At 36.0% G+C, this 19,217-nt stretch carries 18 protein-coding genes; 9 read left to right on the forward strand and 9 right to left on the reverse strand.

Going from position 1 to position 19,217, the window contains the following annotated elements:
* Entirely contained in the window at nt 1-1,251 is a 1,251-nt protein-coding gene (locus WH267_RS22325; protein WP_340011086.1) for a CinA family nicotinamide mononucleotide deamidase-related protein, read from the reverse strand.
* A 104-nt stretch (nt 1,252-1,355) separates the two neighbouring features.
* Here WH267_RS22325 and WH267_RS22330 point away from each other — a divergent pair, with 104 nt between their 5' ends.
* Nucleotides 1,356-1,829, forward strand: coding sequence for a DUF7832 domain-containing protein (locus tag WH267_RS22330; protein ID WP_340011087.1), 474 nt, complete (start codon nt 1,356-1,358; stop codon nt 1,827-1,829).
* Between the two features lie 56 nt (nt 1,830-1,885).
* On the opposite strand, the gene WH267_RS22335 is transcribed toward WH267_RS22330, so the two are convergent.
* The 4 genes from WH267_RS22335 to WH267_RS22350 all read right to left on the reverse strand — a co-directional run bounded on the left by WH267_RS22335 (nt 1,886) and on the right by WH267_RS22350 (nt 5,786).
* Nucleotides 1,886-2,428: a lipocalin family protein gene (locus tag WH267_RS22335; protein ID WP_123321280.1), complete on the reverse strand. Its 543-nt coding sequence runs from the start codon at nt 2,426-2,428 to the stop codon at nt 1,886-1,888.
* A 74-nt stretch (nt 2,429-2,502) separates the two neighbouring features.
* Nucleotides 2,503-3,237 carry a LytR/AlgR family response regulator transcription factor gene (locus WH267_RS22340; protein WP_340011089.1) on the reverse strand — a complete coding sequence of 245 codons (735 nt, stop codon included), beginning with the start codon at nt 3,235-3,237 and terminating at the stop codon, nt 2,503-2,505.
* Nucleotides 3,238-3,268: 31 nt separating this feature from the next.
* Nucleotides 3,269-3,994 carry a hypothetical protein gene (locus WH267_RS22345; RefSeq protein ID WP_340011090.1) on the reverse strand — a complete coding sequence of 242 codons (726 nt, stop codon included), beginning with the start codon at nt 3,992-3,994 and terminating at the stop codon, nt 3,269-3,271.
* 10 nt (nt 3,995-4,004) lie between these two features.
* On the reverse strand, nt 4,005-5,786 hold the full coding sequence (locus WH267_RS22350) for a tetratricopeptide repeat-containing sensor histidine kinase (RefSeq protein WP_340011092.1): 1,782 nt from the start codon (nt 5,784-5,786) through the stop codon (nt 4,005-4,007).
* Nucleotides 5,787-6,210: 424 nt separating this feature from the next.
* Between WH267_RS22350 and WH267_RS22355 the strand changes: the two genes are divergently transcribed.
* The 3 genes from WH267_RS22355 to WH267_RS22365 all read left to right on the forward strand — a co-directional run bounded on the left by WH267_RS22355 (nt 6,211) and on the right by WH267_RS22365 (nt 10,053).
* Nucleotides 6,211-6,885 carry an SIMPL domain-containing protein gene (locus WH267_RS22355; RefSeq protein WP_340011094.1) on the forward strand — a complete coding sequence of 225 codons (675 nt, stop codon included), beginning with the start codon at nt 6,211-6,213 and terminating at the stop codon, nt 6,883-6,885.
* A 363-nt stretch (nt 6,886-7,248) separates the two neighbouring features.
* Complete coding sequence (locus WH267_RS22360) at nt 7,249-8,847, forward strand: DUF4139 domain-containing protein (protein ID WP_340011096.1); 1,599 nt, start codon at nt 7,249-7,251, stop codon at nt 8,845-8,847.
* Between the two features lie 18 nt (nt 8,848-8,865).
* Nucleotides 8,866-10,053: a VWA domain-containing protein gene (locus tag WH267_RS22365; protein ID WP_115973019.1), complete on the forward strand. Its 1,188-nt coding sequence runs from the start codon at nt 8,866-8,868 to the stop codon at nt 10,051-10,053.
* Nucleotides 10,054-10,217: 164 nt separating this feature from the next.
* Here the strand turns inward: WH267_RS22365 and WH267_RS22370 are convergent, their stop codons facing one another.
* A complete protein-coding gene (locus tag WH267_RS22370; RefSeq protein ID WP_340011099.1) occupies nt 10,218-11,423 on the reverse strand; it encodes an NAD(P)/FAD-dependent oxidoreductase in 1,206 nt (401 codons plus the stop codon).
* A 115-nt stretch (nt 11,424-11,538) separates the two neighbouring features.
* On the opposite strand from WH267_RS22370, the gene WH267_RS22375 reads away from it, so the two are divergent.
* Nucleotides 11,539-11,919, forward strand: coding sequence for a SpoIIAA family protein (locus WH267_RS22375; protein WP_340011101.1), 381 nt, complete (start codon nt 11,539-11,541; stop codon nt 11,917-11,919).
* A 177-nt stretch (nt 11,920-12,096) separates the two neighbouring features.
* Nucleotides 12,097-12,441, forward strand: a complete 345-nt coding sequence (locus tag WH267_RS22380; protein ID WP_115973016.1) for a mannan-binding lectin — start codon at nt 12,097-12,099, stop codon at nt 12,439-12,441.
* A 207-nt stretch (nt 12,442-12,648) separates the two neighbouring features.
* Here the strand turns inward: WH267_RS22380 and WH267_RS22385 are convergent, their stop codons facing one another.
* Complete coding sequence (locus WH267_RS22385) at nt 12,649-13,851, reverse strand: MFS transporter (RefSeq protein ID WP_185148484.1); 1,203 nt, start codon at nt 13,849-13,851, stop codon at nt 12,649-12,651.
* 175 nt (nt 13,852-14,026) lie between these two features.
* Between WH267_RS22385 and WH267_RS22390 the strand changes: the two genes are divergently transcribed.
* The gene (locus tag WH267_RS22390) at nt 14,027-14,932 is read left to right on the forward strand and encodes an AraC family transcriptional regulator (protein ID WP_340011106.1); all 906 of its coding nucleotides are present in this window, start codon (nt 14,027-14,029) and stop codon (nt 14,930-14,932) included.
* Nucleotides 14,933-15,240: 308 nt separating this feature from the next.
* On the opposite strand, the gene lipA is transcribed toward WH267_RS22390, so the two are convergent.
* Nucleotides 15,241-16,107, reverse strand: a complete 867-nt coding sequence (gene lipA / locus WH267_RS22395; RefSeq protein WP_115973014.1) for a lipoyl synthase — start codon at nt 16,105-16,107, stop codon at nt 15,241-15,243.
* 106 nt (nt 16,108-16,213) lie between these two features.
* Here lipA and WH267_RS22400 point away from each other — a divergent pair, with 106 nt between their 5' ends.
* Nucleotides 16,214-16,849: a hypothetical protein gene (locus tag WH267_RS22400; RefSeq protein WP_340011108.1), complete on the forward strand. Its 636-nt coding sequence runs from the start codon at nt 16,214-16,216 to the stop codon at nt 16,847-16,849.
* A 264-nt stretch (nt 16,850-17,113) separates the two neighbouring features.
* Here WH267_RS22400 and WH267_RS22405 read toward each other — a convergent pair whose 3' ends face one another.
* Nucleotides 17,114-17,674, reverse strand: coding sequence for an RNA polymerase sigma factor (locus WH267_RS22405; RefSeq protein ID WP_115971798.1), 561 nt, complete (start codon nt 17,672-17,674; stop codon nt 17,114-17,116).
* 209 nt (nt 17,675-17,883) lie between these two features.
* On the opposite strand from WH267_RS22405, the gene tyrS reads away from it, so the two are divergent.
* Nucleotides 17,884-19,179 (forward strand): tyrosine--tRNA ligase, encoded by a 1,296-nt coding sequence (gene tyrS, locus WH267_RS22410; RefSeq protein WP_115971799.1) that lies wholly within the window; start codon nt 17,884-17,886, stop codon nt 19,177-19,179.
* Nucleotides 19,180-19,217 lie beyond the last annotated feature (38 nt).

The following is a 19,217-nucleotide window of genomic DNA, read 5'->3' on the forward strand; positions in this document are numbered from 1 at the left end:
TTACTGATTTATCAAAAGCCCTACAAGATCCTGAATTACCTTTTGGGAAACAAAATTCATAAAGTCTGTTCTTTCCAGATGAGGCATATATAATTTTGATGTTACTTCCTGATCCTTGACCCGGATAGTATAGAAAACCGTCCCTATATCTTTGCCATCCTCTCCTTTTCCGGGGCCCGCCACTCCGGTTGTGGAAAGGGAAATATCGGTTTTAAATAAATCCTGACAACCTTTAGCCATTTCCTGAGCTACCTGCTCACTGACTACAGTAAACTGATCTACCGTTTCTCCGGAAACATTTAAAATTTTTATTTTTTTCTCTGTGGCATAGGCTACCATTCCACCTAAAAAGTATCTTGAACTTCCGCTAACTGAAGTAATCATTTTCGCCAATTCTCCTCCGGTACAGCTTTCCGCTGTGGAAATGGTCAGTTTTCTTTCGGTAAGCATTTCTGCCAGGATATTTTCGATTTTATCTTCAGATATAGCAATCACATTGTCCTTAATGAGCGGAAGCAATTTCTGAATTTCGTCTTCTGTCTGTTGTTGTAAAGCTTCTTCATTATCTCCTGATGTCGTTAATCTCAGTTTTACCCTGGTTCCCACCGGAAGATAAGACAGTGAAATATTTTCAGGAAGAGCTAATTCCCAGTCTTCAATAGTATCTGCAAGAATACTTTCCGGAATTCCTACCACGGAAACAATCCTGGAATGGATATAATTAAGATTAAATTTCTCCTGTAAATACGGAATAATCTGATCTTTAATTAACGGTTTTACTTCATAGGGAACTCCAGGCAAGCTGTAACTCAATTTCCCGTTCAGTTCCATCATCATGCATGGTGCTGTACCAAAATGGTTTTGAAAAACAATCGATTTTGTAGGAACGAAAGCCTGTTCTCTATTTCTTTCCAGAATATCTGCGCGCCCCCGTCTTTCCATGTATCCTTTAAGATGATTAAAGGTTACCTCATCCAATGCAATCTCATCATTGAAAAACTCGGCCAGTGCTTTTTTGGTTTTATCATCCCTTGTTGGGCCCAGTCCGCCTGTGGTAATAATCAGATCTCCCAGTTCAAACGCTGCACTTAATGTATCTTTAATGGTTTCAATCTCGTCTGAAATTGTAAAGATCTGTACAACCTTTATTCCGATATTCTTCAGTTCAGAGGCAATAAAATTGGAATTGGTATCTACCGTATTTCCGGAAAGGATTTCATCACCAATAGTGATCAGGACTGCTTTTTCCATATATCAGATTCTTGAAAAAAATTCTCCTGCAAATGACGGAAAAATATGCGGCTGTAGCAATATAAATTGATTTTTTCTATTTTTGACAGAAATTAGTTAAAATTATGTCTAAATATGATGATGCTTCATGGCATTATGGCGGTGATTTTCCTGAAGAACTTCCTCAAAAAAACGGGGCTACTCATACCGGTATGTTCCTGAACTGGTGTATCCATAATGACCTGATCTCTGATGATCTGAAGGAAGATGGTGAAGAGGAAATTGAGAAATTAAAACGCAGAGAAATTACAGGCGCTGAATTTATCATGGATTCCTGTGACGGAAAATTCTCTGAATATGATCTGAATGACCTTGGAAACAGCTTTGCAAAAGATTATTACGCAGATGAGACCGATTTTGGAAACAGATACAGCTCGTTTGCAGATGATTATGTAAATCTTTTTGATACTAAGGCTGAGGAAAATGATTATGAGTATGAAACCTTTTATCACATAGAGGATACCTACGAGAATTATGACCTGATGAAACAGGTGATTGATTACCGTTTTGAAGAGTGGAAGGAATATATTAAGAACTAAAATAGCAAAGGAAACAAAGCAGCTTAATCAGCTTTCTTTGTTTCCTTTGCCTTTATTTACTGATTATGTTTTACCCAGATCAGTTCATCCGTATTATAGCCAATTTTTCTGGCTTTTTCAATAAAACGCTGTCTGATGCTTTCCGGGATAGTGGTGGTTCGGGAGAGGATCCAGAGATATTTTAAGCTGCTCCCTGCTACCAAGGCATATTGATAGTCTTCATCCATATCAATGACATTGTAACCCGCCCAAATCGGTTTGAAAAAAGAGACTTTGAGCCGGGCTTCGGTTTTATCTTTAACGAATCTGGCCTCACCAATGGATTCCTGCCACAGTTTTTTTACATAGTTGTACCCTTTATTTTTAACATGAACTGTTCCATCCGGGTTTTCAGAATATTCTGCAGTGACATTATCCATATTTTTCTCAAACCTGTAGTCGAAACGGGCAATTTCATACCACCTTCCGAGATATTTTTTAACTTCAAAATTCTTTACTGCCACCGCTCCTTTTGGAATTCCTACCGAACATGAATTAAAAGCAAGCAAAGCCAAAGCTCCCAATGAAACGGGAAGAATAATTTTGTGAAAAGTTTTCATAACAGAAATATTTTGTGTGGTTCTGATAAAAACTTCAAAAATAATGCCTTTGGGCTGTTAAAGAACAATAAAATCTAGGAAAAGACCTTCAGAAAATTGTCTTTAAAACTTCCGGAAACCTCAATTTCAGTATCATCAGCAAGCATTACCGTTCCACTTTTATGATAGGATCTCACGAAGGATGTATTGATAATATGAGAACGGTGAACCCTTACAAACGGGTTTTCCAAAAGATCATCAAAATGCTTCAAAAACCGGCATACCATTTTCTTTGAGCCATCGGTAAGATAGACCTGAGTAAAATTACCATCTGCCTGAAGTCTCATAATATCCTCTGTCTTTACCACGTCAAATCCCTGTAAAGTAGGAAGAATAAGCTGTTGCTTTTCAGGTTTTAGCTTTAAATTTTCCAGTAGGATCTTATTCCGATTAAGCTCTTCTTTTTTCTCAAGACTTTCAGCAACTTTATTTACCGATAGAATAAGCTCTTGAATATCAATAGGTTTTAAGATATAATAACTGGCCGACTTATTTAAAGCCTGTAAAGAGTATTGTGAAAATGCAGTGATAAAAATGGTTTCATAGGAAAACGCACTGGTGGCTTCCAGTACATCAAAGGCATTTCCAAAAGGCATTTCTACATCTAAAAAAACCAATTGAGGGTGATTTTCTGCAATCAGAGGAACAGCTTCTTTAATATTTTCCGCTTCACCGAGAATTTCTACCTGTGGGCAGTATTTAGTGAGATAGCTTCTCAGTACTTCTCTTGCTATCAATTCATCATCTACGATTATGGCTTTGATTTTCATTGGGATTGATTTTATATTGCAGACGGAGTCTTTATTGATATTTTCCGTTTTTGAAGTTCAATGTTTTATAAGTTGTTTTTGAAGTTTCCTTTTCTTCGCATTCTCCTTTTACTTCATTATTGATGGTGGTAACAGAAATTGTTTTGATTTTAAGATCTGCGAACTTATTGGTTTTGGAAGAGTCAAGGATGATATAGGAATGGTCATCTTTAAATTCACCATTGCATCGGGTATCCCACTCTCCTGTCGTTGAATCCATTTCAAACTGATCGAGAACCTTTTTAAGAGTTTTCCCTTCCGGATAATACAGGGAAATTTTACCTGAAGCGTAAGGATTGGGTTTGCTACTTCCAACAAAATCGGCTTTTACTCCAAATGCCCTAATAGTTGAGCTGATCGTATACAAACCTGTATCAATTGAAAAACTTCTCAGATTTACTGCATCAGAGTCCAGTTCTGTCGGATCAAAATATTTATTCTTTATCGTTCCTTTACTATCTGTAATCACTATATAATTCTGCACTGTAAAAACATAATCTTCTTGGTCCTGATTCAAAATAACCGGAATAACTGCAATATAGGAGTCATCAGCATTGGGCATTTTCTTTTCAATACAGAGTTCTTCTCTTATTTTGGTTTTATCCAGCTTCAGGTTTTTAAGAATATGGGTTAGTCTTATACTGTCAATATCCTGAGCTGCTATAGTTCCGAAAAAAAGACTTATCATCAGAGTATATAGAAATATATTTTTTTTCATTGTCCCGTTTTTATACCAGATTAATTTGGATCGTGACTACAACCCCATTACCGTTTTCTTTATCTTTTACAGAACAGGTTATATTTTTTTTGTACAGATCATTCAGTAGCTGAATTCGTTCCACTGTGTTTTTCATTCCTCTTCCTTCCCTGGTTTTCTGGTGCTGGGTTTTCTGTTTTTTACTTTCTTCAATTCCTATTCCATTGTCTTCAATCATGATTTTCAGATCACCATCATTTTTTTCAAAGCTTAGTTTTAAAAATCCTTTTTCTGTTCTGTACCGCAATCCGTGCCAGATAGCATTTTCAAGGAATGGCTGTACGAGCATCCCGGGAACCTGCAGATGGTGCTTATTCAGATTTTCATCTACATCAATTTCATAGTCAAATTTATCCGCAAAACGCGTTTTTTCAAGTGCCAGATAGTTCTGCAGAAGATCCAGCTCCTGTTGAAAAGGAATAAAATCATTGGTAGAATTTTCCATCACGCCCCGCATCAGTTTGGAAAATTTTGTCAGATATTGATTGGCTTCCAATTCATTATTGGTTGCAATGAAATGATTGACACTATTCAGACTGTTGAAAATAAAATGCGGATTCATCTCACGCCGAAGCGACTGAAGAGCTATTTTTTTATTCTTGATCTGAACTTTTTTCAGGGTTCTGAAAATGAAAACAATGAGACCTGTCAACAGGATCAAAACTCCGATCAGTCCATAATTGAATACATTTTTTTTACGGATAAGCTCATCTTTCAGCTCTTTTTCTTTTTCCAGCTGAGAAATTCTTTGCTCTGTATCTTCGAGAATTTTATGATCTACCAGGCTTCTGTCCTTGGAAACCAAATCCGGAAGTTTTCCCAAAAAGTCTCTGTACAGCTGAACTGAAGCATCTGTATTTCCGGAAATGGCATAAAGACTGTCCAGTTTCTTCACACTCCTCTGAGCTTCCAGTGTATGACCTTTATCCAAAGCTATTCCGTAGGCATTTTTTAATAAATCTACAGCCTCCTTGGGATCATTCTTTTTGATATAAATATCTGCCAGCTCCTGAATCTGATTCACTTTTTCCTGTGAATTATCCTTTACAAAATCTTCCTTCAGGACTTTCTTTTTGGCTTCAATAGCTTTATCAAAGTTTTTATTTTCAACATAGAGATCCGCTAATTTCTGATTAATAGCCAATGCCTGTTGTGGGGCTTCCTTTTTTGAGATTTTATAGGCATTATTAAGATTTTCTTCAGCTTTATAAATATCTTTCTGCTGTATATTAAGGTCCGCAAGCTGAGTATAGCCTTCTGCTACATTTGCCTTTTCATTTTCCTTTTTGCTCAGGTCAATATTACTCTGTATAGCTTCTGCTCTAAGCTCAGGTGTAGGAGAGGAAAGCCTGGTCACATCGTTAGTATTCACAGCTTTACTTTTTTCACTGTAATTCATCTGTGCAGCCCGGCTATAATTGTTGAGGGCAGGTGTTATCTTATTTTGTTTCTCCTGTGACTGAGCCAGTTTTCTGGTAACCGATTCAAGATTTTTTTTATCATTAAGTTTTTGGTAAAGTGCTTTAGCTTTGGCAAAATACTCCTCACTTTTAGGATAGTTTCCCTGATTATAATAATCGGTACCCATGTTTACATATACGTCAGCCGCCCCTTTATCATCATTTTTATCTACTGCTTTTTTCAGCTTTGCAGCAGATTTCAATACCTGAGAAACCTTTACAGAGTCCTGTGCCATGAAGAAATTCCCCACCGTAAGCATTGAAATAAAGAGTATTTTAAAAATTAATTTCACAGATTAAATCTTTATTGCAAAGTAAGTAAAACTTTAGTGATCATCTTCTATTCTTTACCAAGCCAAAACATGATTTCACCAAGTCGTAACCTGTGAGGAACTTTAAACACAAATACCAAGAATGCTTTCCACAAATAACACAATTTCATATCACACAAAAAATATACTTAAACATCTGTGAAAATCTGTGTATTCTGTGGTAAAATAAAATTTCATGTGCTTCTTAAGAATACTGAACCAGAAAAGTCACAAAAGATTTAAACACTTAAGGAATTTTAAAATAAAAGCATAATGCATAAGAAGTACACAGAAGTTTTGATTGCACAGCTCACCAAGTGAAAACTCCCATTCACCAAGTCTTCCGATTTTCACCTTTAGATCTGGCTAATTTTACATCAGAATTTAAAAGTAAAAACAGAAAATTATGAAATTGAAACATTTTTTATTAATCGGAATTTTAACGCTGGGAAGTTTTGTAAACGCTCAGGAAGTAAAGAAAAACGCGATCGAAGTAACAGGAGTCGCCGAAATGGAAGTAGAACCGGATGAAATCATCTTTAGCATCGGGATAAAAGCAGATAACAAAAACGATCTGGCAGATAATGAAAAGAAGATGTTTGATATCTTAAAGAATGCAGGAGTAAAGAACGAGGATATCAAGTTTAAATCAATGTACCAGAACATCTATGCAAAAAATGGAAAGTTCTCCAAGAACTATCAGTTTAAAGCAAGTGCAAAATCGAATATCAGCAAGATCTTTGAAGACCTGAACCAGAAATGGGTAAGCAGCCTGAACATCTCAGAAGTAAAAAACACGAAAATGGCAGACTTCAGAAAAGCAGTAAAGATCAACGCCTTAAAAGCAGCTAAAGAAAAAGCAGATTATCTGTTGGAAAGCATGGGCAAAAAAACAGGCAGCGTTCTTGAAATCATTGAAATTGAAGATTACACCAGTGACATGGTAATGCCTGCTGCCTACAAAAGCAGAATGAGCAATGTACAGCTTGAAATGGCAGATGCTCCGGTAGATTTCTCCTTTGACAACATCGAAAACATCAAACTGAAATACAGTATCAAAACGAGATACGAAATCCTTTAGAATAACAGATTTAAAAGAGGCTGCCAAAATTATGGCAGCCTTTTTTTAGCCATGAATTCACGAATTATTTTGTGGATGGGTAAAAAAAACAAAACGGAAAAGACAGTTATAAAAACTTTTAAGTACAAATTAAATCTGCCACGAATTCACAAATAAAATAATTCCAAATAGTTTGTATGCCTATGTAAAATCTATTGGATTTAATTTTTTTCGAACCCCATAGATTTCACATAGTTTTTTGGGAGTAAGATATTTTTAAGCTTATTCATTCTACTCACCAAGTGAAAACCTCCTTTTACCAAGTATCCAAAATTTCAGGCTTAGATACAGGTAATTTTACTTCATAATTTAAAATAATAAACGATGAAACGCTATCTTTTAATCACCCTGTTTTCAGTGGCTTTCCTTAAGGCACAGGAAATAAAAAAAGAAATAGAGGTAAAACAGGCTACTGTTTTTCTTCAGGGAGCAAAAGTCTTCGGGAGTACCAATATCAATCTTCAGAAAGGAAAAAATATGATCCGAATTGTTAACCTTCCTAATAATCTGGATGAAAATACCTATAAAATTAATCTCGAAAAAAACACTACGCTACTATCCATCACTCCTCAAAGTAATTTCCTGAAAGACGATCAGCTTTCCGATAATGAAAAAAAACTGGATGATGAAAGAAAAAAGCTTCAGAGACAGGTCAGCTTATTGAATATTCAGGTTAAAAATCTTACCGGAGAACAGAATATCATCAATGACAATCTGAAAGTATCTGCGAATGATAAATCAACTCCGCAGGAACAGCTCATCAAACTTACTGAATTTTACAGAAAACGAATGCTGGAAATTGATAATCAGGTCTTTTTATTAAATGAACAGAAAACCGTTTTGGATGAAAGTATTGCAAAGCTCAATAAACAATCTGATGAGGAACAAACGCATAAAAACACAAATAGAAAAGAACTTTTGCTTGAAGTTCTTGCTGATAATGATACCAGCCTAAATCTGGGAGTAAGTTATATTGTTTCTGATGCAGGCTGGATTCCTTCTTATGACCTTCGTGCTGAGTCTGTAAAGAAACCTCTTGAAATGGTTTACAAAGGAAAGATCTATCAGAAGACAGGACAGGACTGGAAAAATGTAAAACTGTTTGTATCTACCTACAGACCCTCTTATAATCAGGATAGGCCTATCCTTTCCCCACTTTATGTTGCTGAATATACTGCTCATAATCCAATGCAGGAAGTTGCTGATTATAGTCTTAAAGATAAAGCGGTTCTCACAAATGCTTATCAGATGAGAAAGGAAATTTCTGCAAAACCAAGTCAGATTCCAATTGCTTCTGTTTCCGATAACCAGATGAATGTGATCTATGAACTGAATTATAATCAGACTATTTTAAGCCAGGAAAAGGAACAGTACGTCATTCTGGATAAAAAACAAATAGATGCCACTTACAAATACCATACAGTTCCAAAGGTAAATAACCAGGTATTCCTGATGGCTTTTGTAAAGAACTGGCAAAACCTCAACCTGATTAATGGGGAAGCCAACATCTATTTTGAAGATAATTATATCGGGAAAACTAATATGACCAGCAATTATGTAAAAGATGAGTTCCCTATTTCTCTTGGAGTGGATGAAAGAATTACGGTAAAAAGAATTAAACTGGAAGATAAGGCCTCTCAAAAACCAATGAACTCAAATAAATGGGAAACTGAAACTTACCAGATCAGCATCAGAAATAATACCAAAGAAAGTATTGAACTGGAAGTGCTGGATCAGCTTCCTATCAGTGAAAATTCTAAAATTTCTGTCAAGACAATAGAAACCGGTGATGGAAGCCTTGATGAAAAAACCGGAAGTATTCTCTGGAACAAAAATATAAGATCCGGAGGCTCTGAAAAGATCAGTTTCTCTTATGAGGTTAAATATCCAAAAGATATGCAGATTCAATATTACAGCAGATAACCAATAAAAAATAACAATATGACAGCTTTAAAAATCTTAGCAATCGCAGCAACCTTCTTAAGTGCCGGTACCTCTCCAGCCATCCGCTGCTCAAAAAATGATTCGGAAAACAGTACCTTAACAGTACGAAATGCTTCCGCAATTCCTGTAAATACGGTATCAAAAGATAATAAAATCCAGGTAGCCCTTTTACTGGATACGTCCAACAGTATGGATGGACTGATTGACCAGGCAAAATCAAGACTCTGGAATATTGTCAATACACTGACTACATTAAAATACAACGGCCAGTCGCCACAAGTGGAGATTGCTCTTTATGAATATGGAAATGATGGCATCCGCGATGAAAACTACATCCGACAGGTCACTCCTCTTACCCAGGATCTCGACCTCGTATCTGAAAAATTATTTGCTTTAAGAACCAACGGCGGAAGTGAATATTGTGGAGCTGTGATCAGGGATGCTTCTGCCAATCTGAACTGGGATGGTAATGAAAAAAGTATGAAACTGATTTATATTGCAGGAAATGAACCATTCAACCAGGGAAGGATTGACTATAAGGAAGTGGTCTCAAAAGCAAAAAATAAAAATATCTATACCAATACCATTTTCTGTGGAAGCCGTGAAGAAGGAATCCAGAGCTTCTGGCAGAACGGAGCAACAACAGGTGGTGGCAAATACTTCAATATTGACAGTGATAAAAAAGTGATTTATATTGAAACACCTTATGATATCAGAATTTCCGAGTACAATGCTAAATTGAATGACACTTATATTTACTATGGAAACCATGGCTCAGAATATAAACAGAAACAGATTACCCAGGATAAAAATGCTGAAGTACAATCGGTTTCCAACCTGGTGGAACGAACCGTTTCCAAGTCTAAAAAGAATGCTTACAAAAACGAACACTGGGACCTCATAGATAAAGCTGAAAAAGATGCCGGGTTTATTTCAAATATAAAAGAAAGTGAGCTTCCTGACGAGCTGAAAGGAAAAAGCAAAGAAGAAATTAAAAAAGCTGTTGCTACAAAATCAGCAGAACGTGAGAAAGTTCAGCGAGAAATTGAAGATCTTTCTAAAAAACGCCAGACCTACATTGACAGTGAAATGAAAAAAAGAGGAACTGATGATTCTGATGATCTTGGAAAAGCCATTGAAAGTTCTATACAGGAACTGGCTAAAAAGAATGGATATAGCCTGTAGAGATGATAACCGTAAGAAGGGTCAGCACTTAAGTATTTTTAAGTAATGCCCTTCCGGAAATGAAGTACACTTAAGTTTTGAAGGTTTTTGACTTTCTGCTTAAGTGTACTTTCGTATTAAACTCAATATTTAATTGCTGTAAGCCATGGCTAAATAATGTTGTTCTATCTTCCGAACTTAAAATATCCGGACAAGGGATGCTTTTTATTCTTCATAAACGCAGAAACCATTTCCATTCCCACCACTGAAAAGGTAATTCCGTTTCCACCGAAACCCAATACAAAATAAGAATTTCTGAAATTTTTATGTTCTCCGATATAAGGAAGCCCGTCTTTTGTTTCCCCAAAAGTTCCTGCCCATACAAAATCAGGGTAAAAATGATAATCAGGTTTTATTTTCTTTAAATTTTTTAAAATTTCTTTTTCTTTTGTCTCCAATAAAGCGTCCCGTTTTTCAGCACCGTAGAAATCTTCATCTCCACCACCTATGAGCATTCTTCCGTCATCGGTACTTCGCATATACAGATAAGGATCATCGGTATTCCAGACTAATGTACTCGTACTATTTTTAAACTTATTCTTATCTACTTCCGAAACAACAGCATAAGTACTTTTCAGATCAACGAAGTTTTCTTTCAGCAGATTTTTGCTCTCATAGCCAATGCAATAGATTATTTTCTTCGTCCTGATCTGAAAACCTGTATCTACTTTAATGATATTAAAACCTTTATGATACTCCACCTCTACCATTTCAGTTTTATCAAAAACCTTTAAGCCTTTCTTTACATTATGTTTAAATAATTCATGGGCAAACTGAAAGGCATCAATACTAGCTCCCTGCTTTGACAGGATCCCGCCATAAGTATTTTCAAATTCAAATGCTTTTAATATCTGATCTGAATTTAACCATTTAACATCAAATCCGGCTTCTTTTCTGGCTTCATATTCTTTTTTCAACCATTCAGTATCTTTCTTTTTCGCAGCAAAGTATAGTGATTTTTTCCGTTTGAAACCTGCGTTGGACCGTATCTTTGCAGCAAGCTTTTCAATGGTATCAATAGATTCCGAGCATGCTTTATAACTTGCAACTGCCCCTTTTTTCCCTATTTTTTCTTTTAACTTATAAAGAGGGATATCTATTTCATACTGCAGCATTGAAGTGGTAGCCGAGGTACTTCCGTTACAAAGCTCACGCTTATCAATAAGAATAGTTTCATAGCCATCTTTCACCATCTGATGAGCGATAAGACTTCCTGTAATTCCCCCACCAATAATTACAACATCACATTTTTCGTCTGATTTTAAAGAAGGATAAGTGGTGATCAGACCATTTTTTAAAAGCCAGAAAGGTTCATTTGATTTAAGATCCATATTAATATTTTACATTAAAAATAACAATATTTATGTCTATTTTAACAATTTTCGATGAATTTATGGTGTAGTTATTGTTACTTTATTAAGTTCCAACCACCATAAAATATTTACTATGATAACAATTATTCCAGAAGCTCCGGATAATGTTGCGGCATTCAATGCAACGGGAGAAGTGACGAAAGAAGATTTTGAAAAATTGGTAATTCCGCGTGTAAAAGAGAAAGTAGATCAATTTGGTGAGCTGAATTACTTACTGTACCTGGATACCGATCTGGATAACTTTACCATGGGTGCATGGCTCGAAGACCTCCTGCTGGGAATAAAAAACCTTGCAAAATGGAATCGTACAGCCATCGTTACAGACAAAGAAGGGGTACAGAATTTTACTGATATATTCAGTGTTCTGATGCCTGGAGAATTTAAATCCTTCCCAAAAGAAAATTTATACAACGCACTCTATTGGTGCAAAAATGGCAATGAAGTTGAGGTTTAATCAATCTTATAAAAAATGATAAAAAGACTGTCTTAAAAGGCAGTCTTTTCTATTACATCTAAATCAATATCAACAGTATACGTAAAAATACCTAATAATAAATTTGGTACATTATACTGTAATTATTTCCCAAATTGGTGAGTATATTTGTAATACTAACCCACAAAAATTTATACCATGTCAACATTCAAAACCAACATTATTGCAGGACCACTTTGGAGTAATGACGAAGCACAAAAATTAGGACCACGTATTGCTGCGGCACATTTAGGAAAATTTACTGGACAATGGACTACCATTGTAGAAGGACAAATGAGCGTTATAGAAGTTGAATTAAATACTGAGCCAACCGGCAGTACAGAATATACTTTAAATGTTTTAGCCGGTCCGATCTGGAGCGACGAAGATGCTAAAGCTATATGCCCTTCCATCTGTGCATCCTACGGAGGAACATGGAACGGACAATGGACAACAGTTGTAGAAGGCAAAATGAGCGTTTGCAGCTGCGTATTTAAATTCTAGCCTGAAAGAATAAATGTATTAATTTAAAAAAAGCTGTCGCTAAAGTCAATTTTCTGACTTTGGGACAGCTTTTTTTATGCTTTATTATTTTTTGTCTCGCATGTTCAGGAGATTATGCCGATTTTTATATTCTGTATTTCTGTAAATATATATCTTCAGGATTATCTTTTCTTACAAAATTGAAAACAAATAATTTTTGTAAAAAATCTATTTATCACAGGAAACACATTCTGTAACGGGTTCATCTTTATTCACAGTTTGTGAACCATACAGATACATATATCTTACACTGATTACAAACCCGATAAAAGTCATCCCCACCCCTACCAATGACGGATAGTTGAAAGGTAATCCATATTCCAAAGGAATTCCGCCAAAGAAAGCTCCCATTGCATTTGCAATATTAAACCCTGCCTGCATAAAAGCTGCTGCCATCATTTCACTTTTCGGGGCAGCCTTCATCATCATAATATTAATGGGTGCAGCGATTGACATTGATAATGCCCCACACATAAACGTCAGGATAAAAGCTATATTCTGATGCTCGGAAAGCAAAAATACGCCTACCAGAGAAATCATCATCAGAAAGATCAGCAATGCACACGTTTTTTCCGGACCTAGTTTATCTGAAATAATACCTCCTGCCAGGTTACCAACTACCATCCCCGCTCCTGCAAGAACCATTACATAAGCCATCTGACTGCTTTGAACTCCGGAAATCACTGTCATTAAAGGAGTAATATAGCTTAACCACGTAAAAAGTCCACCAAACCCGATTGCTGTAATTGCCAATACCAACCATGCCTGCTTCTTTTTCAGAAACTTCAGTTCCTCCAGAAAATGGGTATTTTGATTAGCCTCCGTTGCAGGAAGCCATAATTTTAAAAACAGGAGGGCAAAAACACCAATTAAAGCTACGATAGCAAAATAAAGCCTCCAATGGAAAGTATGCCCAATATACGTTACCAAAGGAACCATGACCAGGTTAGCTACAGTAAGCCCGGTAAACATCATAGAGATATAGAATGCTTCTTTACCTTTCCCTGCCATTTTAGCAGCCACCACAGTCCCTACTCCAAAGAATGCCCCATGAGGAAGTCCAGACATAAATCGGATAATCAACATGGTCCCGTAATTGGGAGCAATGGCAGAAAGCCCGTTAAATAAAGTAAAAAGGATCATGAATGCGATCAGCACCTTTTTAGGAGGAAATTTCACCGAATATCCGATCAGAATCGGTGCTCCGATTACAACCCCCATTGCATAGGCGGAAATCAGGTGCCCGGCTTGCGGGATCGTAATCTCTAATGTTTTTGCAATGTCCGGTAATAGCCCCATAACGGTAAATTCTGTGGTTCCTATTCCCAGTCCGCCTATCGCCAGCGGTATTATTCTTTTATCAATCTTCATTGTAAATTCTTTTCTCAATTAATCTTTTGAAATGCAAATGGTAACCCATCTTTATTTTGAAAGTGCAAAATTCGAAAGAAAGATTGGATTTCACACCTCTTTGAATGATAAAAATTTGCTCCATATTAACCTTTTTATTTAAATTTAACTCTACAAACAATCAAATGAGAACAAAATGAAGATCCAGAAAGAAATTATAGAGTTTGAAAAAGGGAAATCGTTCAAGCTATTTTCCCCTTCCCTAAAGAATTGTTTTTTCTGGCATTACCATCCTGAAATAGAATTGGTATATGTAGAAGCTTCAAACGGAATCCGGCATGTCGGAAAAAATATTTCAGGCTTTACCAACAGTGAATTACTGCTGATAGGAGCCAATGTACCTCATCTTAATTTCGATTACGGTATACAGACTGAATGCAAGCAAATGGTACTGCAGATGCGTGAAAATTTTCTTCAGGATATCATTTTACCTGTTCCTGAGTTTGATTCTATTAAAAATCTTTTGGAACGTTCCCATCTTGGGTTATCCTTTTCCGGAAAAACAAAAAGCCTTGTGGTAAAAAAGCTTCAGATTATCAAAGATAAAAACTCATTTGAATCGTTGATTGGGTTAATCGAAATCTTACAGATCCTGTCTAACTCTACCGAAGTAAGTGAAATTAATAAAGAAGATACCAGAGTCAAATGGTTCCTGAATGATAAGATCAGAATGGGAACCATCTACGATTATATTCATGAAAACCATGATAAGAAACCCAATGTAAATGAAATTGCCCAGATTGTCAGCTTGAGTACTCCTGCTTTTTGCCGCTACTTTAAAAAGCAAACCAATATGACGTTTACAGATTTTGTTAATAATTACAGGATCAATCAGGCTAAAATTTATCTGTTAAAAGATTCTTCAGTGACAGAAGTTTGCTTTCAGGTGGGTTTTGAAAGTCTTTCTTATTTTAATAAGCTGTTCAAGCAGCATACGGGAGAAACTCCGTCAGAATTTAAGAAAAAACATTTTAAGCCTATTGAGATCAATGGAAGGATTGGAGTAATTAATCGGGAATCTTCCTGTAATAAATCGTTTTGATGATCTGGCAGATAATGCAGATTTAAATTTTATATATTTTTACCACAGATCGCACAGATTTTCACAGATGATTGGGTATAGTTTGGATATGATATTACGATAAACCACCCCGTCAAAAATTCTTTGAATTCTTGCCCCCCTCTAAAGGATGTGAATGATGACAGCTATCCGTCATGGATGCTTGTTAAGATCGTTGACAACTCTTCCCTATTATCTTCTCATCTATTATCTATTCGTCTATTCTCTCACCATCTCTCATCTTCCACCAGTACAAAAAAATAACCGCCCATTGCTGAGCGGTCTGTATTTTAATGAATATGTTTTTCTGCGTGGTAAGAACTTCTTACAAGAGGAGAACTTTCAACATGTCTGAAACCAAGGCTTCTTGCAAAGTCACCCAATTCATCAAATTCCTCAGGAGTAATGAATCTCTTTACAGGAAGATGTTTTTTTGTTGGCTGTAAATATTGTCCAAGAGTGATAACATCTACATTGGCATTTCTGATATCTTCAATCGTCTGGAAAACTTCATCTTTAGTTTCACCCAGACCAAGCATTACACCGGTTTTGGTTCTTCTTTGTCCTGCTTCTTTTAAATATCTTAAAACCTCAAGGCTTCTTTCATATTTTGCCTGAATTCTCACTTCTCTGGTCAAACGTTTTACAGTTTCCATGTTATGAGAGATTACTTCAGGGGCAACATCTACCAATCGGTCGATATGTTTAGTGATTCCCTGAAAATCCGGAATTAATGTTTCCATTGTAGTTCCCGGAGAGATTCTTCTTACAGCATTTACGGTTTCTCCCCAAAGAATAGATCCCATATCTTTCAGGTCATCGCGGTCTACAGAAGTAAGAACGGCATGTTTGATCTTCATTAATTTGATCGAACGGGCTACTTTTTCAGGTTCATCCCAGTTTACATCAAGCGGTTTTCCTGTTTTTACGCCACAGAATCCACAGCTTCTTGTACAGATATTTCCTAAAATCATGAATGTTGCCGTACCTTCTCCCCAGCACTCCCCCATATTCGGGCAGCTTCCGCTTTGGCAAATGGTATTTAATTTATATTTATCAACCAAGGTTCTCAATTCCCTGTAGTTCTTTCCGGTAGGAAGTTTTACACGAATCCACTTTGGTTTTTGAACGGTAGTGTCTTGAACTAAATTTTCCATTTATTTCTCAAATTGAGGTTCAAAGTTAGTGATTTTTTTATCGAAACAATCAAAGACAGACATTGATGAAACATATAATTTGTATTTTTAAAATTCAATATTTCTTATGAAGACTATATTCTGCTTTCTGTTCCTTGTTTTGGGCATCTCTTGTTTTGCTCAAAAAGAATTCCAGCCAAAAGGGTCAGTAATTAATGAGACCATTGATGGTGATCTGGATGGAGACAGGATTCCGGAGAAAGTAATCGTTTATGATATTCCCATTAATGAGGAGTCCGGGAATGCCCGTGAAATTCAAATTTTAAAGAAAATCGGTAATAAATGGACCATTTTGGAAAAATCAAGAAACGCCATCTTAGGAAGTAAGGATGGTGGCGTAATGGGCGATCCTTATGTGAATACAACCATAAAAAACGGAATTTTGATCATCAAGCATTATGGTGGAAGCAGCTGGAGGTGGGCAGATACAGATAAATACAGGTTTCAGAACAGGCATTTTGAATTAATTGGAAACCTTTCCGAATCCGGTAGGGTTTTCGAATTCTGGAAGACCATTGATTTTAATTTATCAACGGGACAAATTATCTACACAAAAACAGTTGAAAATACTAAAGATCCAGAAAACGGTAAAAATGAAACTGAAAAGTATGTAAAAAAAGGAATAAAAATTAATCTTCAGAACAGAAATGATAAAAGTATAAAAATTATACTTCCTAAGACCAGACAGGAAATCTTTATATGAACTGATACTATGTCTGTTGGCAAACACAAAGACGTGAGTTTTGTTTTTCCAAGCCATTATTAAGGCGCAAAGATTTGATCTACGATAAAATTATGAATACATATTAATTGCCACAAATGTACGAATGACCTTCTTTTATATGACTATGTGGTTTAAAAAACCACTTTAATTTTAACCACATAGGCACACAGAATTTATTTGTAAATAAAATTATTCGTGCATTTGTGGCAAAAAATCAGGTCTTAGAGTTTTCCAACAATAATCTTAATGATCATCAAACTCATTATTCTTTAGCAACTCTGCAAGAACCTTTTTAGCACGCATCACGCGAACTTTGGTATTGGCAACAGAAATTCCCAGTTCTTCGGCAATTTCCTTGATACTTTTTTCTTCAAAAAACCTAAGCTTGATAATGTCTTGATAATTGGCATCCAGAGATTCTATGGTTTTAATGATTTTCTTCTGCTCTTCTTCAGAAATCAGAAGTTCTTCCGGAGATTTTGCATATTGATTTTTTACCTCATCAAGATTTTCAACGGCATCTTCGTTTTCACGGCTCTTCTTTCTCCAAAAGTCTATAACTGTGTTTTGAGCAATGGTGAGAATCCAGGTTTTAAACTGAAAATGCGGATCAAACATATCCAATTTCGATAATACTTTGGAAAAAACATTCACAGTAATTTCGTCAGCATCATTTTCATCTTTTACTTTTTTCATTACAAAAGAGAAAACATCCACCCAAAAAATATTGATGAGTTTAGTCTGGGCCTTTTGGTCTTTATCTTTGGCCTTTTGAATAAGCAGGAATAGCTGTTCGTCGTTCATTAATAACAAATATAGAGTATTTGGGGGGGAAATGCAAAGCGCATAGGCTCTCATTCGTTAATTTTGCTTTGCAAGTAAATGGCCAATCAGGAAAAGTATTAATTTTATCTCCTGTTTGAGATATTTTGCCATTTTACCTTCCCTGGCTTTTGAATTTATACTTTTGAATTTATTATCTTTGCAACTTAAAATTTTAAAGAAAAAAATCAATGAATTCCTTTATAGAAGAACTGAAATGGCGTGGTCTGTTTGCTGATATGATGCCTGGAACCGATGAACAGCTGAATAAAGAGGTAACCACTGCATATATTGGTTTTGATCCCACTGCCGATTCTTTACATATCGGAAGTCTTATTCAGATTAAAATTTTAGCTCACTTCCAGCAGCATGGCCACAAACCGATCGCGTTGGTAGGAGGAGCTACAGGAATGATCGGTGATCCATCCGGAAAATCTGCCGAGAGAAACCTTTTGGATGAAGAAACTCTTTTACATTATGTAGACTGTCTGAAAAACCAGCTTTCAAGATTTCTGGATTTCGCAGGAAACGGGCCTAATAAAGCTGAGCTTGTAAACAACTACGACTGGATGAAGAATATTTCTTTCCTTGATTTTGCTAAAAATGTTGGGAAGAATATCACTGTAAATTACATGATGGCTAAAGACTCTGTAAAGAAAAGATTTTCAGGAGACGGAGGTGCAGACGGAATGAGTTTTACAGAGTTTACTTATCAGCTTATTCAGGGGTATGATTTCCTTCACCTATACCAAAACAATAATGTGAAACTTCAGATGGGAGGTTCTGACCAGTGGGGAAATATCACTACAGGAACAGAACTGATCCGTAGAAAAGCTCAGGGTGAAGCCTTTGCATTAACGGTTCCTTTGATTACAAAAGCTGATGGTTCCAAATTCGGAAAATCTGAGAGCGGAGAAAACTATTGGTTGGATAAAAAGAAAACTTCTCCATACAAATTTTACCAGTTCTGGCTGAATGCTACCGATGAAGATGCTGAAAGATTCATTAAATTCTATACTTTCCTTGGAAAAGAGGAAATTGAGGCTTTAGTCGAAGAGCACAAAACAGCTGCCCATGAAAGAAAACTTCAAAAAAGATTAGCAGAAGAAGTAACAGTTTGGGTACATGGAAGAGAGGAATATGAAAAAGCGCTTAAAGCTTCTGAAATTCTTTTTGGACGCTCTACTGCTGAAGATTTGGTAAGCCTTGATGAGGAAACTTTCCTTGAAGTTTTTGACGGAGTTCCACAAAAGGAAGTAGCAAAAGCGGATGTATTGGGAGTAAACATTGTTGAGCTTCTTTCTGAAAAATCCGGATTCCTGAAGTCCAAGAGTGAGGCACAGAGAGAAATCAAAGGGAATGCAATCTCTATCAACAAGCAAAAAGTAAATGATACTTTTACAGCGAATGATACTGATCTTATTGACGGCAAATTCTTATTGCTGCAAAAGGGTAAGAAAAGCTATTTCATTGTAAAGGTTATTTAATTCTAATACTACATAAAAAACGGCCGCCGAGATAAATC

This window comes from Chryseobacterium sp. MYb328 (assembly GCF_037572595.1).
Lineage (GTDB): Bacteria > Bacteroidota > Bacteroidia > Flavobacteriales > Weeksellaceae > Chryseobacterium > Chryseobacterium pennae.